Origin of the sequence: Streptomyces sp. AC550_RSS872, assembly GCF_019049285.1 — a bacterium.
Taxonomy (GTDB): domain Bacteria; phylum Actinomycetota; class Actinomycetes; order Streptomycetales; family Streptomycetaceae; genus Streptomyces.
The window spans coordinates 1-18,416 of the sequence record NZ_JAGMUL010000012.1 but is presented as its reverse complement, the minus strand read 5'-3'; the positions used below and the strand labels follow the sequence as shown (position 1 = coordinate 18,416).

Sequence of the window (18,416 nt, the reverse complement as noted above, 5' to 3'; positions counted from 1 at the left end):
CCCCTCCCTGGCCCGCCCACCCGCAGGGTCTCCGCCACCCCGAACCCCCACCCACCCGCAGGGTCTTCGCCGCCCCCGGCACTCTCAGCCCGTCCGGCGCTTGAGGACGAGGCCCGAAGGGCCGACAGCGGGGGTCCAGGGGGCGGCAGCCCCCTGGCCGGGGTCGAAGGGGCGGAGCCCCTTCAAGGGATGGGACGGGTAGGGGCGGCGGGGGCGAACACCCCCGCCCACACCTACGTCGTGGACCGCCGCCGCCGAGCCCCCGGCCGCCGCTCACTCGGCCGAGTAACCGGATCCCCAGCCTCGACCGCCGCAGCCCGCCGCCGCATCCCGAACTCCGCCAACGCCTCGGCCAACTTGTGCACGGACGGCTCCGGAGCCATCACATCCACCCGAAGCCCATGCTCCTCAGCGGTCTTGGCCGTAGCAGGCCCGATACACGCGATCACCGTCACGTTGTGCGGCTTCCCGGCGATCCCCACCAGATTGCGCACAGTCGACGACGAAGTGAAGAGAACGGCATCGAAGCCACCCCCCTTGATGGCCTCCCGCGTCTCGGCCGGCGGCGGCGAGGCCCGCACGGTCCGATAGGCCGTGACGTCATCGACCTCCCAGCCCAGCTCGATGAGCCCGGCCACCAGGGTCTCGGTCGCGATGTCGGCCCGAGGCAGGAAAACCCGGTCGATCGGATCGAAGACAGGGTCATACGGAGGCCAGTCCTCGAGCAGCCCCGCAGCCGACTGCTCCCCACTCGGCACCAGATCCGGCTTCACACCAAAGGCGATCAACGCCTTCGCCGTCTGCTCCCCCACCGCCGCGACCTTGATCCCGGCGAACGCACGAGCATCGAGCCCGTACTCCTCGAACTTCTCCCGCACGGCCTTGACCGCATTCACGGACGTAAAAGCGATCCACTCGTACCGCCCGGTCACCAGCCCCTTGACCGCCCGCTCCATCTGCTGAGGCGTCCGCGGCGGCTCGACAGCGATCGTCGGCACCTCGTGCGGCACAGCCCCGTACGACCGCAACTGGTCGGAGAGCGAAGCGGCCTGCTCCTTCGTCCGCGGAACGAGCACCCGCCACCCGAAGAGCGGCTTGGACTCGAACCACGACAACTGGTCACGCTGAGCAGCGGCAGAACGCTCACCGACCACGGCTATCACCGGCCGCCCGCCTTCCGGCGAGGGCAGCACCTTGGCCTGCTTCAGCGTCTGCGCGATGGTCCCGAGTGTGGCGGTCCAGGTCCGCTGCCGAGTCGTGGTACCGGCGACGGTGACCGTCATCGGCGTATCGGGCTTGCGCCCCGCCGACACCAGCTCACCCGCGGCCGCACCCACGGCATCGAGCGTCGTCGACACGACAACCGTCCCGTCCGACGCCCCGACCTCGGTCCAGCACCGGTCCGAGGCGGTACGCGCATCCACGAACCGCACGTCCGCGCCCTGCGCGTCCCGCAACGGCACACCGGCATAGGCCGGCACACCCACGGCCGCGGCGACACCGGGCACGACCTCGAACGGCACGCCCGCGGCGGCGCACGCCAGCATCTCCTCGGCGGCGTACGCGTCGAGCCCGGGATCCCCGGACACCGCACGCACGACCCGCCTGCCGCCCCGCGCGGCCTCCATGACAAGATGTGCGGCATCCCGCACCGCGGGTAGCGCAGCGGTCGTTGACGCGCCGTCAACAACCGCTAGTTGAGGCGCGCCTGTGCCCAAAGCGGCGTCCGTATCAGGACCCGTGTCCGTGTGCACTTCGGCGACACCGTGTCTGGCGTGCACACGTACCACGTCGAGCACCTCGTGCTCGGCGACGAGTACGTCCGCGTTCGCCAGCGCCTCCACGGCGCGCAGAGTCAACAGCCCCGGATCCCCGGGTCCGGCACCGAGGAAGGTGACGTGCCCGTGTTCAAGGCCGGCGGGAAGGGTGGTGGGGCTCACTGTGCTCGCTCCCCCATCAGACCGGCCGCGCCCTGGGCAAGCATCTCGGCAGCGAGTTCGCGACCGAGCGCAAGCGCCTGGTCGTGCGTCTCGGGCACGGGACCGGTGGTGGACAGCTGCACCATCCGCGTGCCGTCGGTCGTGCCGACGACGCCGCGCAGGCGCATTTCCTTGACAATCTGCCCGTCGGCCAGCAGGTCGGCCAGCGCGCCCACAGGGGCGGAGCAGCCGGCCTCCAGGGCGGCGAGCAGTGATCGCTCGGCGGTCACGGCGACCCGCGTGAACGGGTCGTCGAGCTCGCCGAGCGCGGCGATGAGGTCCGCGTTGTCCGCGGTGCACTCGATCGCCAGGGCCCCCTGGCCGGGGGCGGGCAAAACCGTGTCGACCGACAGGAAGTCGGTCACCTCGTCGATGCGGCCGATGCGCCGCAGGCCGGCCGCGGCCAGCACCACCGCATCCAGCTCACCATCGCGCACGAACCGGATCCGCGTATCTACGTTCCCGCGAATCGCAACCGTCTCGATATCGAGCCCATGCCCGCGCGCATACGCGTTCAGCTGCGCCATCCGGCGCGGCGAACCCGTACCGATGCGGGCCCGGCGCGGCAGGTCGGTGAGCTTCAGGGCGTCCCGCGCGACGATCACATCGCGCGGGTCCTCCCGCTCGGGTACGGCCGCGAGGGTCAGTTCCTCGGGCTGCGAGGTCGGCAGGTCCTTGAGGGAGTGCACCGCGAAGTCGACCTCGCCCCTGAGGAGCGCGTCCCGCAGGGCGGTGACGAAGACGCCGGTGCCGCCGATCTGCGCGAGGGCCTCGCGTGAGACATCGCCGTACGTGGTGATCTCGACGAGTTCGACGGGCCGTCCGGTCACCTGGCTCACGGCGTCCGCGACCTGCCCGGACTGGGCCATGGCGAGTCTGCTGCGCCGGGTGCCGAGCCGTAGTGGCTGCTGAGTCATCGTGGGCCTCGGTTCTTCTCGGTGCTGTCCTCGGCCCGGGAGACGGAGGCCACCGTCTCCTGGTCGAGGTCGAACAGGGTCCTCAGGGCATCCGCGTACCCCGCGCCGCCCGGCTCCGCCGCGAGTTGCTTGACCCGTACGGTCGGCGCGTGCAGCAGCTTGTCGACGACGCGCCGCACGGTCTGCGTGATCTCGCTGCGGTGCTTGTCGTCGAGGCCGGGCAGCCGGCCCTCCAGACGGGCGATCTCGCTGGCCACGACATCGGCGGCCATCGTGCGCAGGGCGACGACGGTGGGCGTGATGCGCGCGGCCCGCTGCGCCGCTCCGAAGGCCGCGACCTCGTCGGAGACGATACGGCGGACCTGGTCGACGTCGGCCGCCATCGGCGCGTCGGCGGAAGCTTCCGCCAGCGACTCGATGTCCACCAGCCGCACCCCGGCGAGCCGGTGCACGGCCGCGTCGATGTCGCGCGGCATGGCGAGGTCGAGGAGCGAGAGCACCGGCGTGGGGCGCGGCACCTCGAGGACCGGCTCGGACTTGCGGCGCTCGGGGATCCGGCCGACGGTGGCCACGGTCGCCGCCAGCGCGGTGATCAGCTCGGCGTCGGCCTCGGGGCTGCGCCGGGCGGCCTCACGCCGGTCGACGGCACTGCCCGCGGCCCAGCTCGCGTGCTGCTCCAGCGTGGCCGCGTCCATCCCGGCGACGGCGGCCTCCCCCATGACAGAGAAACCTCCCTGCACGGAGCCGAGATCCAGCGGGCAGTCCTCGTCGGTGCCGACGCTGGTGGGCGGCAGCGGGGTCTGCCGTACGTCGGTGGCGTCTGCGGCGCTCCTGGCGGCGGGCGCCTTGGCAGCCGTACGAACGCTGTCACCGGCTTCCTCGAAGGCGACCGGCTGACCGGTACGGCCTTCCACCGACGCGGCGACCTCTTCGGCCGTGAGGACGATCCCGGTCGCGCCGGTGCAGGAGACGACGACGTCGGCACGTGTCAGCTCGACCGGCACCGAATCCATCGGTACCGCGCGGGCCGGCACGTCCGTGCCGTCGGCCAGGCCCTGTCCGTACTGCTCTGCGAGCAGGGCGGCGAGGCGCTCGGCGCGGTCGTAGGTGCGGTTGGCGACCACGATCTCGGCGACCCCGACCCGCGCGAGCGTGGCGGCGGCCAGCGAGGACATCGAGCCGGCGCCGATGACCAGCGCCCTCTTGCCGCGGGCCCAGTCCTCCACGGCCGTACCGGCGGACAGCTGCTCCAGGCCGAAGGTGACCAGGGACTGCCCGGCGCGGTCGATGCCGGTCTCGGAGTGGGCGCGCTTGCCGACGCGCAGTGCCTGCTGGAACAGGTCGTTCAGCAGCCGCCCGGCGCTGTGCAGCTCCTGCGCCTTGGCGAGGGAGTCCTTGATCTGCCCGAGGATCTGCCCCTCGCCGACGACCATGGAGTCGAGCCCGCAGGCCACCGAGAACAGATGGTGGACGGCCCGGTCCTCGTAGTGGACGTACAGGTACGGCGTGAGCTCGTCCGGCCCCACCCCGCTGTGCTGGGCGAGCAGCGTGGACAGCTCGGCGACACCGGCGTGGAACTTGTCCACGTCGGCGTACAGCTCGATGCGGTTGCAGGTGGCGAGCACCGCGGCCTCGGTGGCGGGCTCGGCGGCGACCGTGTCCTGTAGCAGCTTGATCTGCGCGTCCGCGCTCAGCGCGGCGCGCTCCAGGACGCTGACCGGGGCGCTGCGGTGGCTCAGCCCCACGACGAGGAGACTCATGCCGGCATCACGGCGGGTACGTCCCCGTCGGGTCCCTGGTCGGCGGATGCGGCGGCGTCGGCGGGCTCCTCGCGGGTGACGGCGGCCGGTCCGGTGCCGTCGGTGTGGGCCTCCTCGCCGGCCTTGCGCTGCTCGTGGAAGGCGAGGATTTGCAGCTCGATCGACAGATCCACCTTGCGCACGTCGACGCCGTCCGGGACGGACAGCACCGTCGGCGCGAAGTTCAGGATGGAGGTGACGCCGGCGGCCACGAGCCGGTCGCAGACGGCCTGGGCGGCACCGGCGGGGGTGGCGATGACACCGATCGACACGCCGTTGTCCTGGATGATCTTCTCCAGGTCGTCGGAGTGCTGCACGGGAATGCCGGCGACGGGCTTCCCGGCCATCGCGGGATCGGCGTCGATGAGCGCGGCGACCCGGAACCCACGGGAGGCGAACCCGCCGTAGTTGGCGAGCGCGGCGCCGAGGTTACCGATACCGACGATCACAACCGGCCAGTCCTGGGTGAGCCCCAGCTCACGGGAGATCTGGTAGACGAGATACTCGACGTCGTAGCCGACACCCCTCGTGCCGTACGACCCCAGGTACGAGAAGTCCTTGCGCAGCTTCGCGGAGTTGACCCCCGCCGCGGCCGCGAGCTCCTCGGAGGAGACCGTGGGTACCGAGCGCTCCGACAGTGCGGTCAGGGCTCGGAGGTACAGCGGAAGCCGGGCGACGGTGGCCTCGGGAATCCCTCGGCTACGGGTCGCCGGTCGGTGAGTTCGGCCAGTTGCCACGGTGCTCCTGCGGGTAGAGCGGGACTGCCGGCGGTCAGTCGTGCCCAGACCGCCCCGTCGAATGCAGGCTATGTCTTTGTGAACGCGTGCACAAAGATGGTGTCCGATTTGCCCGCCCAACGTGACCGGGCTCACGCACGCCCGGCGCACTGGTCTGGAACCGGCGCATACGGACCACCGTTCCTCATCTCTTGGGGGCAAAACCGCACACTCTCCTCAACGATCCCCGCCCCCGAGACCAAGTCGCCGTCGATCCTAAGCCGTTTTCCGCAAAGTTGGACTACCCGGTCAGTACTCGGTCACCGCCCGGTCAGTGCTTTGCGGAGGCGATCTTCGTTCACACGCCAGAAGGTGTGCTGGGCTCCGTCGACGAGGACGACGGGGATCTGCTCCCAGTACTGGTCGTGGAGTTGGGGATCCTGGTTGATGTCCTTCACCTCCCATTCCACCCCCAGCTCGCCGCAGACCTTCTCGACCACACCCTGTGCGGCATCACACAAATGACAGTCGGGCTTTCCGATGAGGGTGACGAGCCGGTCCTGCGGGGACTTGGCTGCGGCGCGACGAAAAAGAGGGCTCATGTCAGCCATTCTCGCGCGGCGCCACGCGGAGGCCCGGCCGCTGCTCCACCACGCTGTTTAACTGCGCGGTCGCGGAGAGTTCACAACCTTCAAACCTCTCGACTCCGGAAGCACCGAACAAACTGGCTATGCTCACGGTCATGGCCGCTCTTGGATGGCTCACTCCCCGTAGGCGTTCCGCCACGGCGCGGAGCGTGTTGGCTGGCGAGGCTTCGGCGGAGGCAGCGCGGAAATCGTCGCAGGAAGCGACAGAGGTCTCCGAGGCCGCCGAACCGGAGTTCCCGGTACTCGGCGACGAGAAGGCCGCCGCCTTCTTCGACCTGGACAACACCGTGATGCAAGGCGCCGCCCTCTTCCACTTCGGGCGGGGCCTGTACAAACGGAAGTTCTTCGAAACGCGCGACCTCGCCAAGTTCGCCTGGCAGCAGGCGTGGTTCCGGCTGGCCGGGGTCGAGGACCCCGAGCACATGCAGGAGGCCCGCGACTCGGCCCTGTCGATCGTGCAGGGCCACCGCGTCGCCGAGCTCCAGTCGATCGGCGAGGAGATCTACGACGAGTACATGGCCGAGCGCATCTGGCCCGGCACGCGCGCTCTCGCCCAGGCCCACCTGGACGCGGGCCAGAAGGTCTGGCTGGTGACGGCGGCCCCGGTGGAGATCGCCACGGTGATCGCCCGCCGCCTGGGCCTGACAGGCGCCCTGGGCACAGTCGCCGAATCCGTGGACGGCGTCTACACCGGCAAACTGGTCGGCGAGCCCCTGCACGGCCCCGCGAAGGCGGAAGCGGTCCGCGCCCTGGCCGCCGCGGAGGGCCTGGACCTCTCCCGCTGCGCGGCCTACAGCGACTCGCACAACGACATCCCGATGCTCTCCCTCGTCGGCCACCCCTACGCCATCAACCCCGACACCAAGCTCCGCAAGCACGCCCGCAAACTCGACTGGCGCCTACGCGACTACCGCACAGGCCGCAAGGCAGCGAAGGTCGGCATCCCGGCGGCAGCCGGCGTCGGAGCAGTGGCCGGCGGCACGGCAGCGGCAATCGCCCTGCACAGGCGCCGCCGATAGCGGTGCCCACGACGGCCTGCTGGTGTTCGCGCAGCGCGGTACGGGACAGCGCTGCGCGGACTGCCCGCCCGCGCTCCGGTAACCCGGCGACACGCCACCTCACCACCGCGGCCGACCGCACCCCGGCGGGGACACCCCCTCTCCCACGACCGAACGGGCATACACCCCCTGTAGGCACGACCCGGCCTCCCTCCCACTACCCACAGTCACTCTGCACCGCCGACCCGAATCCTCCAGCCCTCCACCCGGCAGAGCCCTGCCCTTCACGCCGTAGCGGTCACTCTCGGTACCAATCCAGCCACTTCCAGCCCGTCCGGCGTTCGAGGACGAGCCATTGCCATCCCCAGCCCCCACCCACCAGCAGGGGCTTCGCCGGCCCGGACATCTTCAGCCCGTCCGGGCGTTCGAGGACGAGACGTCGCCGCCCTCGAACCCCCGCCCACCCGCAGGGACGTTGCCTCACGGCCGGAGGCGGCCCCTCTCGGCGCCGGCCCCGGCATCTTCAGCCCGTCCGGCGTTTGAGGACGAGCCATTGCCGTCCCCAACCCCCGCCCACCCGGCAGGGCGCACTGCCCCACGGCCAAAGACGACCACTCTCGGCGCCGCCCCGGACATCTCCAGCCCGTCCGGCGTCACAGGACGAGCCATTGCCGTCCCGAACCCCCGCTCACCCGGCAGGGCGCGTTGCCTCACGGCCCAAGGCGGCCCCTCTCGGCGCCGCCCCGGACATCTTCAGCCCGTCCGGCGTTTGAGGACGAGGCCCTTCGGGCCGACAGCGGGGGTCCAGGGGGCGGCAGCCCCCTGGCGGGGTCGAAGGGGCGGAGCCCCTTCAAGGGATGGGACGGGTAGGGGCGGCGGGGGCGAGAAGCACTGACGGGGCGCCGAGTTGACCACGCCCGGTCGCGCAAGCCAATCCGCATTCCATACCCCCACAACCCCCTGTCCAGTCGCCTTGGCTGCACACGACCACAACACGCCCCGGAGACAGCCCGAACACGGACGACTTCGATCAACAACCGATCACTCTCCGGCACTTGATCGGCCGCCAAACGGTTACAGAAGAGACGCAATCGATGATTTGAGCAACTGGGCGTAGCAGTGCCTGCACGAAGCGTTATTCTCCTCAGACGCAAACCGGTACCCCTCCGTCGCTACGACGGGTGAACGGTCCCGCACTGCACGTGATGGAAGCTCTGCCTCTGGGAGTCCCGTGTACCCACACGTCGGGGTTGACGCCTCGGGCCTGGCTACGCTGCGCGCAACGGTCCAAGACCTGTTGCGCGGCTTCGTCCCCACCGCGTACGCCGTCCCCGCCCTCGCCGTAACCACCGCGCCCGTAGGCCCGTGCTACGCGCTCGCCGACGGCAGCGCCGCCGTCGGCAGGCGCGGTCGCTCGGCCGGTACGGCGACGACCGCCCGTCGGCCTGCCGCGGACAGCGACAGCGCTCGAATGATGGATCTCGTGGAACGCGCACAGGCCGGCGAGGCCGACGCGTTCGGAAGGCTCTACGACCAGTACAGCGACACCGTGTACCGCTACATCTATTACCGGGTCGGAGGAAAGGCCACCGCCGAGGACCTCACAAGCGAGACCTTTCTGCGGGCGCTCCGGCGCATCGGCACCTTCACCTGGCAGGGCCGCGACTTCGGCGCCTGGCTCGTCACCATCGCCCGCAACCTCGTCGCCGACCACTTCAAGTCCAGCCGCTTCCGGCTGGAGGTGACCACCGGCGAGATGCTCGACGCCAACGAGGTCGAGCGTTCCCCCGAGGACTCCGTCCTCGAGTCCCTCTCCAACGCCGCACTCCTCGAAGCCGTACGGCGACTCAACCCACAGCAGCAGGAGTGCGTCACTCTCCGATTCCTCCAGGGCCTCTCCGTGGCCGAGACCGCCCGCGTCATGGGCAAGAACGAGGGCGCCATCAAGACCCTCCAGTACCGAGCCGTCCGCACCCTCGCCCGGCTCCTCCCGGACGACGCACGCTGAGCGCGTCCCCCCTACCGAACCAGCACGCTCCGCAACCTTCAACTCACCCTCGGTGAAAGTCCGTTGACTTCGCGGTCCGTTCATCCTCCGTCCGTAACCCAAGTGCCAAGCCGCTCGTTGTGCGGGATGCAGGCTCCCTGTGGTCACTCCCTGGCCGACTTCGATCACTCGATCGTGTGGATTCGGTCAGGGCGTGCAACCCTCAGGACCCCCTGGGGAGTCGACCGTCATGATGAGAGGAGGTGCCGCCAGTGATCGCGAACGTATCGGCGCACCGGCGGGCGAACGCCTTCGCCCAGGCCCTGGAGGAGCTGTCCGACCGGGGCTCGGCGGCCGAGCAGGCCGAGCAGCCCGATGGATCGGCACCGGCACCGGCTGCTGCGGAACAGACCGAGCAGGGGCGCCTGTTGGCCCTCACCACGGGACTCGGCGAGCTGCCCAAGCCCGTACTCGACCCCGAGGTCAAGGTCGTCCAGCGGGCCCAGCTCGTGGCCGCGATGGAGGCCATGCTCCAGGAGGGCACCGCGGGAGGCGAAGCGGGACCCGTCCTGCCCGAACAGCGTTCGGAGCGGGCAAGAGGCACGCATCGGGCATCCCCGCTGGGCAAGCTGCGACCACGTTCACGACTGGCCAAGGGCCTCACCGCGGGCGGGCTCAGCGTCGGTGTCGCCGCCAGCGCCTTCGGCGGAGTCGCCGCGGCGAGTTCCGACGCCCTGCCCGGTGACTCTCTCTACGGCCTCAAGCGCGGCATAGAGGATTTCAAGCTCAACGTCCTGGCCGACGGCGACGACGAGCGCGGGCGAACGTATCTCGACCAGGCCTCCACCCGGCTGAACGAGGCCCGGCGGCTGATGGAGCGAGGCCGCGGCGGGCAGCTCGACCACGAGTCGCTCGGCGAGGTCCGCCGCGCCCTGTCCGGCATGCGGCACGACGCCTCGGAGGGACACCGTCTACTCCGAGAGGCCTACCAGCGCCACCCGGATTCCCTGGGCCCCATCCAGGCCCTCTCCGCCTTCTCAAGCTCTCACCGCGAGGCGTGGGGGCACCTCCGCGAGCGGCTTCCCCTCCAACTCGGGGACGTCAGCGACCAGGTTTCCTCGGTCTTCGACGCCATAGACGACGAGGTCGCCCCGCTGCAGTCGCTCCTCCCGCCGACCCCGACACAGGGCGGCGACGGCAAGGGGCGAGGCGGTTCCGGCTCCTCGTCGACCGGCACGTCCGGCTCCGACCGGTCGGCCCGCCCCAGCGCCGGCGGCAGCGGCTCCTCCGACGGCAACGGGCCCAGTAACCCCAGCAAGTCCGCCGAGAGTTCGGCCGGCGAGAGCGACGGCCTGCTCGGCGGGAACACCGGCGGCCTCCTCGACCCACCGAAGGACACCGGCAGCACCGGCACCTCCCCGTCCACATCAACACCGAGCACCGAGCCCGCCGTCACCCTCCCACCCCTCCTGCCCGGCCTCCTGCCGGGCCTGGGTATCGAGGGCGAGGACGCGAACTAGCGGCCACGGAGCCAGTCATACGGCGATGGGGGCGCCCCTCTCACGGAGGGCGCCCCCATCGCCGTACAAACGAAACGGACAACTGGCCGGGCCGGACTCCATCCGGCGGCTCCCCTGGAGCAGCGCCCCGGGGCACCGGCGAGCAGCCCTCGCAAACGATCTCTCTCCTTGAACACGCGAACGCCTCAGAAAGGCCGACCGCCGCTGCACCAGCAGCTTGGCCCCTCCTGTCTGCTGCCCTCGCACTGCTTCGCAGGCTTCGGACAACTGGCCGGACTCCGTCCGGCGGCTCCCCTGGAGCAGCGCCTCGGGGCACCGGCGAGCAACCCTCGCAAACGATCTCTCTTCTGAAACAGCGAACGCCGTCAGAAAAAGACCGACCGCCGCTGCACCAGCAGCTTGTACAGCGTGTGCTGGATCTGCTCCCTGACCTGGTCGGTCAGGTTGAACATCAGCATCGGGTCCTCGGCGGCCTCCGGCGGATAGCCGTCCGTGGGAATGGGCTCGCCGAACTGGATCGTCCATTTGGTGGGGAGCGGGATTCCTCCGAGCGGGCCGAGCCACGGGAAGGTCGGCGTCAGCGGGAAGTACGGGAAGCCCAGCAGCCGGGCCAACGTCTTCGCGTTGCCGATCATCGGGTAGATCTCCTCCGCGCCGACGATCGAGCACGGAATGATCGGCGTGCCCTTGCGCAGGGCGGTGGAGACGAAACCGCCCCGGCCGAAGCGCTGGAGTTTGTAGCGCTCGCTGAATGGCTTGCCGATGCCCTTGAAACCCTCAGGCATCACGCCGACCAACTCGCCCTGGCCCAGCAGCCGTTCGGCGTCCTCGGCGCAGGCGAGGGTGTGGCCGAGCTTGCGGGCGAGTTCGTTGACCACGGGCAGCATGAAGACCAGGTCGGCCGCGAGCAGGCGCAGATGCCGGCCCGCCGGGTGATGGTCGTGCACGGCGACCTGCATCATCAGGCCGTCCAGCGGCAGCGTGCCGGAGTGGTTGGCGACGATCAGGGCGCCGCCCTCCGACGGGATGTTCTCGACGCCCTTCACCTCGACCCGGAAGTAGTTCTCGTACACCGGGCGCAGCAGGGACATCAGGACCTGGTCGGTGAGCTCCTCGTCGTACCCGAAGTCGTCGACCTCGTAGTCCCCGGTGAGGCGGCGGCGCAGGAAGGCCAGGCCGCTCGCGATACGCCGCTCCAGGCCTCCGTCGTCCTGGGGCCGCTGGGGCGGCTGTTCCTCACGTGTCACAGGAACATCATCCTGCGCGAAGGCCCGTCCCGGGAGGGGCTGGACCTCGCGTACCAGCGCGGATTCACCGCTCTTACGCCGGTTCCCCGCACTCCGGCGCCGCTGCGGCCGCTGCACGGCACTCCCGCGGGACCGGTCGTCGTCGAACGGAATGACCTTGGCGTCCGCCATCGTTGATGCGCTCCTCAGTTGGCGCTCTGCGTCGGAAGGTGGCCGCCGCCCAGCGCGGGCAGCGCGGCGATCCGGTCGACGGCCCCCGCAAGGGCCTCCGGCGGCAGGAGTCCGGGACCGCGGCTCTTGGCGAAGTCCGCGAACGTCTCCGCCGTCGTGTACTTCGGCTTGAATCCGAGCGTCTCTCGCATCTGGTCCGTCGACACCACCCGGCCGTGGGTGAGCAGCCGGATCTGCTCGGGCGAAAAGTCCGACATGCCCAGGGTACGCACCAGGGAGCCCGCCCAGGTGACGGCGGGCAGCAGCAGCGGCACGGTGGGGCGGCCGAGACGCCGGGAACACTGCGAGAGCAGCAGGACCCCGTCGCCGGCGATGTTGAAGGTGCCGCTGTTGAGCGTGCCGCGCTCCGGCTCGTGCGAGGCGATGCGCAGCACCTCGATCACGTCGTCCTCGTGGACGAACTGAAGCCGCGGGTCGTAGCCGAACACGGTCGGCAGGACCGGCAGCGAGAAGTACGAGGCGAGCGGCGTGTCCGCGGTCGGACCGAGGATGTTGGCGAACCGCAGCACGCACACGGCGACGTCCGGCCGCCGCCGCGCGAACCCGCGCACATACCCCTCGACCTCGACCGCGTCCTTGGCGAAGCCGCCGCTGGGCAGCGACTTGGGCGGGGTCGTCTCGGTGAAGACGGCCGGGTCGCGGGGCGCGGAGCCGTACACGTTCGTACTGGACTTGACCACGAGCCGCTTCACGGTGGGGGACTTCTGGCATGCGCCGAGCAGCTGCATGGTCCCGATGACGTTGGTTTCCTTGACCGTGGTCCGGCTGCCGCTGCCGAGCGCGGTTCCGGTCACATCCATGTGTACGACGGTGTCGGCGCCGCTCTCGGCCAGCACCCGCGCGATCGTGGGCTGCCGGATGTCGGCCTGGATGAAGTCGGCACCCCCGAGATGGTGCTCGGGCGGCACCGCGTCCACGGCGACCACCCGGTCCACTTCCGGGTCACGCTGGATCCGTCGTACGAACCGGCCCCCCAGTTGACGGGCCACTCCGGTCACGAGCACGACCTTGCCCAAGATCAGCGCCTTCCTTCCAGCACTCGTCCCGCTGCGTACCCTGCCGAGTTCCCCGTGTGCCGCCAACTTAGCGGGTCGGCGTTGCGCTGTGATGACCGCCCAATGCATGAAGTGACGAAAATTCCCTGCGTACGACCGGACGGCTCATGCGTCGTCCAGTCATACGCACAGAGTCCGATCCCTCGTACGCGATCTCGATACGCATGTGGCCCCCCACCAGTTCTGATGGGGGGCCACAAAGCGCGCCACTTTCGCGGCGCGCCGCGCTTACTTCTTGTTGCGACGCTGAACGCGCGTGCGCTTGAGCAGCTTGCGGTGCTTCTTCTTCGCCATCCGCTTGCGCCGCTTCTTGATAACAGAGCCCACGACTACCCTCGCTCACTTCTCATCACTCGGCGTTGGGCGCCATGGGCCCATACGACCTACGAGGGGCTAGCCTACCCGCCCGAGCGCTGAGGTCGTAATCGAGGGGGAGAGAGGGGAAATCCCGAAGGGCCCTGAGAGCCCTGAGTCCCCCCTCGCACCCACTGCCGTCAGGCGGTTTCCACCCCCACATAGCTCTCGCGGAGGTATTCGTGAACCGCTTGCTCCGGGACGCGGAACGAACGCCCCACCCGGATCGCGGGCAGATGACCGCTGTGCACCAGCCGGTACACGGTCATCTTCGACACTCGCATCACCGAGGCGACTTCCGCCACGGTAAGGAACTGAACCTCGTTCAGAGGCCTCTCGCCAGCTGCAGCCATGACACACCTGAACCTTCCGCACTCGACGGCCACCGGCTTCCCCTTCCGGTGACTCTTCGTCGCTGCGTGCTCACTCCCCAATGTAGGTGCCAGTGATGCGAGTGGGGAAGAGGTGCACCCATCGGCGGCCTACTGGGACAGACACGCTCGATTGAGTACGTAGCGGGTAAGCGGCCGGTAGTAATCAGACCGCACAGCGTCATCAAGTGGAACGACGACGGACACAGACCCCTCGGCCTCCCCCACAAAGAGCGCGGGGTCATCCGTATCGGCCAGACCAATGGCCTCAAACCCCAGCTGACCTGCCCCGCAGACCCACCCGTGATCCCCGATCACCAACTCCGGCAACGGCCCGCCGGCCTCCGCCGCAGCCGCCAGCGCGGTGCGAACCGGGAGCGGCGAGTGCGTGTGTGCGCCGGTCTCACGCCCGGTGCTCGGAGCGCCGGGTTCCCGCACCAACGCGACTCCTCGTACGTAGGCAAGGTTGTACGTGCGTAGGCCGAACCGGGTCGTTATGTCGACACAGCGACCATGCGCAGGGGTGAGAACGGCACATCCCGCCGCCGACAACGCGTCCGCCAAGGCGGCGTAGAAACCGAGCAGCCGATGCGGATGCCCGGTACCGAGCAGCACGGGTACCCGGCGCTGCGCGGCCTCCCCGATCCGATCAGCGAAGGCATCCAGTCCGCTCAAGGTTCGCTCCGGATCGATCACATCCGGTCCGGACACACACGCCGGATCGGCCGAAACCCCGCACCTCTCCGCCATCAACTCCATCAGATCCCGCTGCCCCCAAGCCCACTCGGGATCAAGCCCGATGAGCACACGAGGATCCCGAGCCGCGAAAAGCCGATAACTCCTGAGACTCACCTCCCGAGAAGTCGCCACAGTCCCAGCAAGCCGAGCAGCCAGCAGATGAGCGCGAAGGGTTCCGGTACTCAACACGTCAGCGATAGTGACGGACAAGCCGACACGGGGCCGCGGGAACGCGGCAACACCGCGCAGTTGGGCTAACGGACATTGCACCCCACCCACCCACAGAGGGCTAAGCCACACGGCAGGGACGCCCACCTTTCGTCGCCGCTCCAGGCACCCGCAGCCCGTCCGGTCCCAACCCTCGCCCACCCGGCAGGGCGCACTGCCCCACGGCCAAAGACGACCACTCTCGGCGCCGGCCCGGGCATCTCCAGCCCGTCCGGCGTTTGAGGACGAGGCCCTTCGGGTCGAAGCGGGGGTCCAGGGGGCGGCAGCCCCCTGGCGGGGTGGAAGGGGCGGAGCCCCTTCAAGGGATGGGACGGGTAGGGGCGGCGGGGGCGAGAACCTCCCGGCCCGCACACCGCACCTACGCCAACAACCCCCGCAACGGAAACACAGCCCGCCGCGTAGCCAACACCGCCTGATCCAACCGATCCGCAGGGTCGTACCCCGCCTCCCACCCAGCCCAGGAAATCGGCCACCGCCCATCAGTCATCCGCGCCGGCCCCAACTGCCGAGTCCGCGCGAAGACTTCCTGCCGCCACCCCTCAGGAATCATCGCCTCAGGCTCAATCGCCCGCCCCGCAGCAATCCCCACCAGATGCGTCCACGACCGCGGCACAACCTCCACCACGGCATATCCACCCCCGCCCAGCGCCACCCACTTCCCGTCGGAGTACTCGTGCGCCAGGTCATGACAGGCCACCTGCACAGCCCGCTGCGCATCCAACGACACGGCAAGATGCGCCAGCGGATCCTCAAAGTGCGTATCGGCCCCATGCTGCGTCACCAACACCTGCGGCCGAAAATCCGCGATCAGCTCCGGCACCACGGCATGGAACGCCCGCAACCACCCCGCATCCCCGGTCCCCGCCGGCAACGCCACATTCACGGCCGTACCCTCCGCTGACTCCGCCCCGGTCTCCTCCGGCCACCCGGTCTGCGGAAACAACGTACGAGGATGCTCGTGCAAGGAGACCGTCAGCACCCGCGGGTCCTCCCAGAACGCCGCCTGCACCCCGTCCCCGTGGTGGACATCCACATCGATGTACGCGACCCGCTCGGCCCCCAGCTCCAACAACCGGGCAATGGCCAGCGAGGCATCGTTGTAGATACAGAACCCCGACGCACCCCCCGGCATCGCATGATGCAGCCCACCCGCGAAGTTCACCGCATGCAGCGCCTCCCCCCGCCACACGGCCTCCGCAGCCCCCACCGACTGCCCCGCGATCAGCGCGGACGCCTCGTGCATCCCCACAAAGGCAGGATCGTCCATCGTCCCGATCCCATACGACTGGTCCGCCGCCCCCGGATCCACAGAGGCCGCCTTCACGGCCTCGATGTAGTCCTGCCGGTGCACCAGCCGCAACGTCGACTCCCCGGCAGGCTGCGCCGCGACGACGTCCACTTCCTTGTCCAGCCCGAAGGCCTCGACGAGTCTCCTGGTCAGGGCGAGCCGGACCGGGTCCATCGGATGGTCCCGACCGAAGTCATAGCCCGTTACTGCCTCGTCCCACATCAGCTGTGCGCGGCCGCTCATGCCCGTCACCGTATCGGTCCGGTTGAGCGGCGAACGACCGGGCGTACACAAGCGTCACCAGCACCAACACCATCGGCACAAGCATCGCCCCGCGATAGTTCCACGCATCGCCCAGCGCCCCCACCAAGGGGGAACCGATCAAAAACCCCACATAATTGAACACATTGAGCCGCGCAATGGCCGCATCCGAAGCCCCCGGACCGTATTTCTCGGAAGCAAGCCGCCCAGCCGCCGCGAACGTCTGCGGCACCAGCACACACAGCCCCAGCCCGAGCAGCGTGAACCCCACCATCCCGACCCACGCCCCCGGCGCCCCGGCCACCACCGCGAACCCTCCGGCCGCCACCAAGGCCCCCATCCGCACGACCACGACAGCCCCGAACCTCCGCACCCCGAAGTCCCCGATGGCCCGCCCCACCAGCGTGGTCACCATGTAGACGTTGTACGGCACGGTGGCCAGCTGCTCCGAACTCCCGAGCACGTCCTGGAGATACTTCGCACTCCAGTTGGAGACGGTCGAGTCCCCGATGTACGCGAAGGTCATCACCAGACACAGCGGCAGGAGCACCTTGAAGGCAACGGCCCCCTTCACCCCTGCCTCCCGGGCCACCACACCGGCCTCGACAACACCTCGGGAACCGCCGTCGACGTACCACCGACTCCCCACCAACGCGGCCGGCAGCAACACCGCCACGACCGGCAGATACGACACGACCAGCGCCAGATCCCAGTGCGCCCCCACCCACGCCAGCGAGGCCCCAACGATCCCACCCAGGCTGTACACGGCATGGAAGCTGAGCATGATGCTGCGCCCGTACGACCGTTGCAGGCTCACCCCGAGCATGTTCATCGAGGCATCGAGCACACCCACGGCCAGCCCGAACGCGGCAAGCGCGAGCCCCAGCTCGACCATCCGCTCCCCCGCCCCGACCCCGAGCAGCGCCAGGAGCACGACCGGCTGGGACCACCGCAGCAACCGGCTCGGCGGTATCCGCTTCACCAGCCGCTCCGTCGTCACACTCCCGACACCGGCCAGGATCGGCACTGCGGCGAGAAAGGCAGGCAACAGCGCGTCAGAGACCCCGTACCGGTCCTGAATGGCCGGAATCCGGGTCACCAGGAGGGCAAAGGCGACACCCTGAGCGAAGAAGCTGAACGCCAACGAGGCCCTACCGCGCCGCAGCACACCAGTCATGGCGGCGAGCGTAAGGCCCCGGGATACTGGTGGGTAGATCCAGCCAAAGATGAATTTCCCTCAAGTTCAGCGGACACCCCGGTCGGCGGCAGCCCGCAGCAGATCGACCAACTCCTCCATGTCGGCGAAGAGTCGAGTGGCCCCGCCCAGCCTCCCCGCAGGCGTCATCGCGGTGAACCCGTACACGTCCATCCCCGCCGCCACCGCCGCCTGGACTCCCAACGGGCTGTCCTCGACGACGACACACCGCTCAGGCACGACCCCCATGCGCTCGGCCGCGTGCAGAAACAGATCCGGCGCCGGCTTCCCCCGCCCCACGTCCTGAGAACTGAAGATCCGCCCCTCATCGAAGAACCGGTCCAGCCCTGTGGTCCGATGCCCCACCCGAATCCGCTCATGGCTCCCGGAAGAGGCGACACAATACGGCACCCGGTCCCCAGCAAGCGTCTCGAGCACGTCCACGGCGCCGGCCACCGCCTTCAACTCCCGCTCGAACGCGGCGAACACCCGCGCGTGAAAGACGTCGTCAAAGTCCTCGGGAAGCCGCTGCCCCGTCCGCTCCAGCACCAGCTCATGCACCCGATGCATTGCCGCCCCCATGTAGTCCCGTATGGAGTCCTCGTACGAGGTCGGGTGCCCCAGCTCAGTGAGATACGCGGCGAGGAGCCGGTTGGAAATGGGCTCACTGTCGACGAGTACACCGTCGTTGTCGAAAATGACGAGGTCATAGCGCATGGCAAGAGCCTAAGCGGTGCAGGAGCCGGAAATGCAGAAAGCCCCCGAACCGGTATCCCCGGCCGGGGGCTCTCAAAATTTGTTCGGCGGCGTCCTACTCTCCCACAGGGTCCCCCCTGCAGTACCATCGGCGCTGTAAGGCTTAGCTTCCGGGTTCGGAATGTAACC

The 18,416-nt window shown here is 69.4% G+C and carries 16 protein-coding genes and 1 rRNA gene; 3 read left to right on the top strand and 14 right to left on the bottom strand.

The annotated features are described in order from the left end of the window. Positions 1–233 precede the first annotated feature (233 nt). From KUM44_RS04530 to KUM44_RS04510, 5 genes are all read right to left on the bottom strand, one after another. Positions 234–1,940 carry a bifunctional uroporphyrinogen-III C-methyltransferase/uroporphyrinogen-III synthase gene (locus KUM44_RS04530; protein ID WP_217206415.1) on the bottom strand — a complete coding sequence of 569 codons (1,707 nt, stop codon included), beginning with the start codon at positions 1,938–1,940 and terminating at the stop codon, positions 234–236. Then, on the bottom strand, positions 1,937–2,896 hold the full coding sequence (gene hemC, locus KUM44_RS04525; protein ID WP_217206413.1) for a hydroxymethylbilane synthase: 960 nt from the start codon (positions 2,894–2,896) through the stop codon (positions 1,937–1,939). The genes KUM44_RS04530 and hemC overlap by 4 nt, the downstream gene beginning before the upstream one ends. Then, positions 2,893–4,656: a glutamyl-tRNA reductase gene (locus KUM44_RS04520; protein ID WP_217206412.1), complete on the bottom strand. Its 1,764-nt coding sequence runs from the start codon at positions 4,654–4,656 to the stop codon at positions 2,893–2,895. The genes hemC and KUM44_RS04520 overlap by 4 nt, the downstream gene beginning before the upstream one ends. Then, the gene (locus KUM44_RS04515; RefSeq protein WP_217206411.1) at positions 4,653–5,432 is read right to left on the bottom strand and encodes a redox-sensing transcriptional repressor Rex; all 780 of its coding nucleotides are present in this window, start codon (positions 5,430–5,432) and stop codon (positions 4,653–4,655) included. Before KUM44_RS04515 ends, KUM44_RS04520 begins: the two co-directional genes overlap by 4 nt. A 299-nt stretch (positions 5,433–5,731) precedes the next feature. After that, the gene (locus KUM44_RS04510) at positions 5,732–6,022 is read right to left on the bottom strand and encodes a glutaredoxin family protein (protein ID WP_217206410.1); all 291 of its coding nucleotides are present in this window, start codon (positions 6,020–6,022) and stop codon (positions 5,732–5,734) included. Positions 6,023–6,153: 131 nt separating this feature from the next. On the opposite strand from KUM44_RS04510, the gene KUM44_RS04505 reads away from it, so the two are divergent. The 3 genes from KUM44_RS04505 (at position 6,154) to KUM44_RS04495 (ending at position 10,563) form a co-directional block, all read left to right on the top strand. Continuing rightward, complete coding sequence (locus KUM44_RS04505) at positions 6,154–7,077, top strand: HAD family phosphatase (protein WP_217206409.1); 924 nt, start codon at positions 6,154–6,156, stop codon at positions 7,075–7,077. Between the two features lie 1,210 nt (positions 7,078–8,287). Then, entirely contained in the window at positions 8,288–9,064 is a 777-nt protein-coding gene (locus KUM44_RS04500; protein ID WP_217206408.1) for an ECF subfamily RNA polymerase sigma factor, BldN family, read from the top strand. Positions 9,065–9,315: 251 nt separating this feature from the next. Beyond that, entirely contained in the window at positions 9,316–10,563 is a 1,248-nt protein-coding gene (locus KUM44_RS04495) for a DUF5667 domain-containing protein (RefSeq protein ID WP_217206406.1), read from the top strand. A 365-nt stretch (positions 10,564–10,928) separates the two neighbouring features. On the opposite strand, the gene KUM44_RS04490 is transcribed toward KUM44_RS04495, so the two are convergent. From KUM44_RS04490 to rrf, 9 genes are all read right to left on the bottom strand, one after another. Continuing rightward, the gene (locus KUM44_RS04490; RefSeq protein ID WP_217206405.1) at positions 10,929–11,981 is read right to left on the bottom strand and encodes a lysophospholipid acyltransferase family protein; all 1,053 of its coding nucleotides are present in this window, start codon (positions 11,979–11,981) and stop codon (positions 10,929–10,931) included. Positions 11,982–11,995: 14 nt separating this feature from the next. Next, positions 11,996–13,057 (bottom strand): NAD-dependent epimerase/dehydratase family protein, encoded by a 1,062-nt coding sequence (locus KUM44_RS04485; RefSeq protein WP_217206403.1) that lies wholly within the window; start codon positions 13,055–13,057, stop codon positions 11,996–11,998. A 267-nt stretch (positions 13,058–13,324) separates the two neighbouring features. Beyond that, positions 13,325–13,423 (bottom strand): 30S ribosomal protein bS22, encoded by a 99-nt coding sequence (locus tag KUM44_RS04480; protein WP_003948845.1) that lies wholly within the window; start codon positions 13,421–13,423, stop codon positions 13,325–13,327. A gap of 167 nt (positions 13,424–13,590) precedes the next feature. Beyond that, complete coding sequence (locus tag KUM44_RS04475) at positions 13,591–13,803, bottom strand: helix-turn-helix domain-containing protein (protein ID WP_004984898.1); 213 nt, start codon at positions 13,801–13,803, stop codon at positions 13,591–13,593. Positions 13,804–13,932: 129 nt separating this feature from the next. Beyond that, on the bottom strand, positions 13,933–14,748 hold the full coding sequence (locus KUM44_RS04470) for a phosphatase (protein WP_217206416.1): 816 nt from the start codon (positions 14,746–14,748) through the stop codon (positions 13,933–13,935). 397 nt (positions 14,749–15,145) lie between these two features. Continuing rightward, a complete protein-coding gene (locus KUM44_RS04465; protein WP_217206401.1) occupies positions 15,146–16,318 on the bottom strand; it encodes an acetoin utilization protein AcuC in 1,173 nt (390 codons plus the stop codon). Then, positions 16,269–17,513 carry an MFS transporter gene (locus tag KUM44_RS04460; protein WP_217206399.1) on the bottom strand — a complete coding sequence of 415 codons (1,245 nt, stop codon included), beginning with the start codon at positions 17,511–17,513 and terminating at the stop codon, positions 16,269–16,271. The genes KUM44_RS04465 and KUM44_RS04460 overlap by 50 nt, the downstream gene beginning before the upstream one ends. A gap of 66 nt (positions 17,514–17,579) precedes the next feature. Further along, positions 17,580–18,248: an HAD family phosphatase gene (locus KUM44_RS04455; protein ID WP_217206397.1), complete on the bottom strand. Its 669-nt coding sequence runs from the start codon at positions 18,246–18,248 to the stop codon at positions 17,580–17,582. A gap of 81 nt (positions 18,249–18,329) precedes the next feature. Further along, positions 18,330–18,416 (bottom strand): 5S ribosomal RNA (gene rrf, locus KUM44_RS04450); the annotation flags it as partial.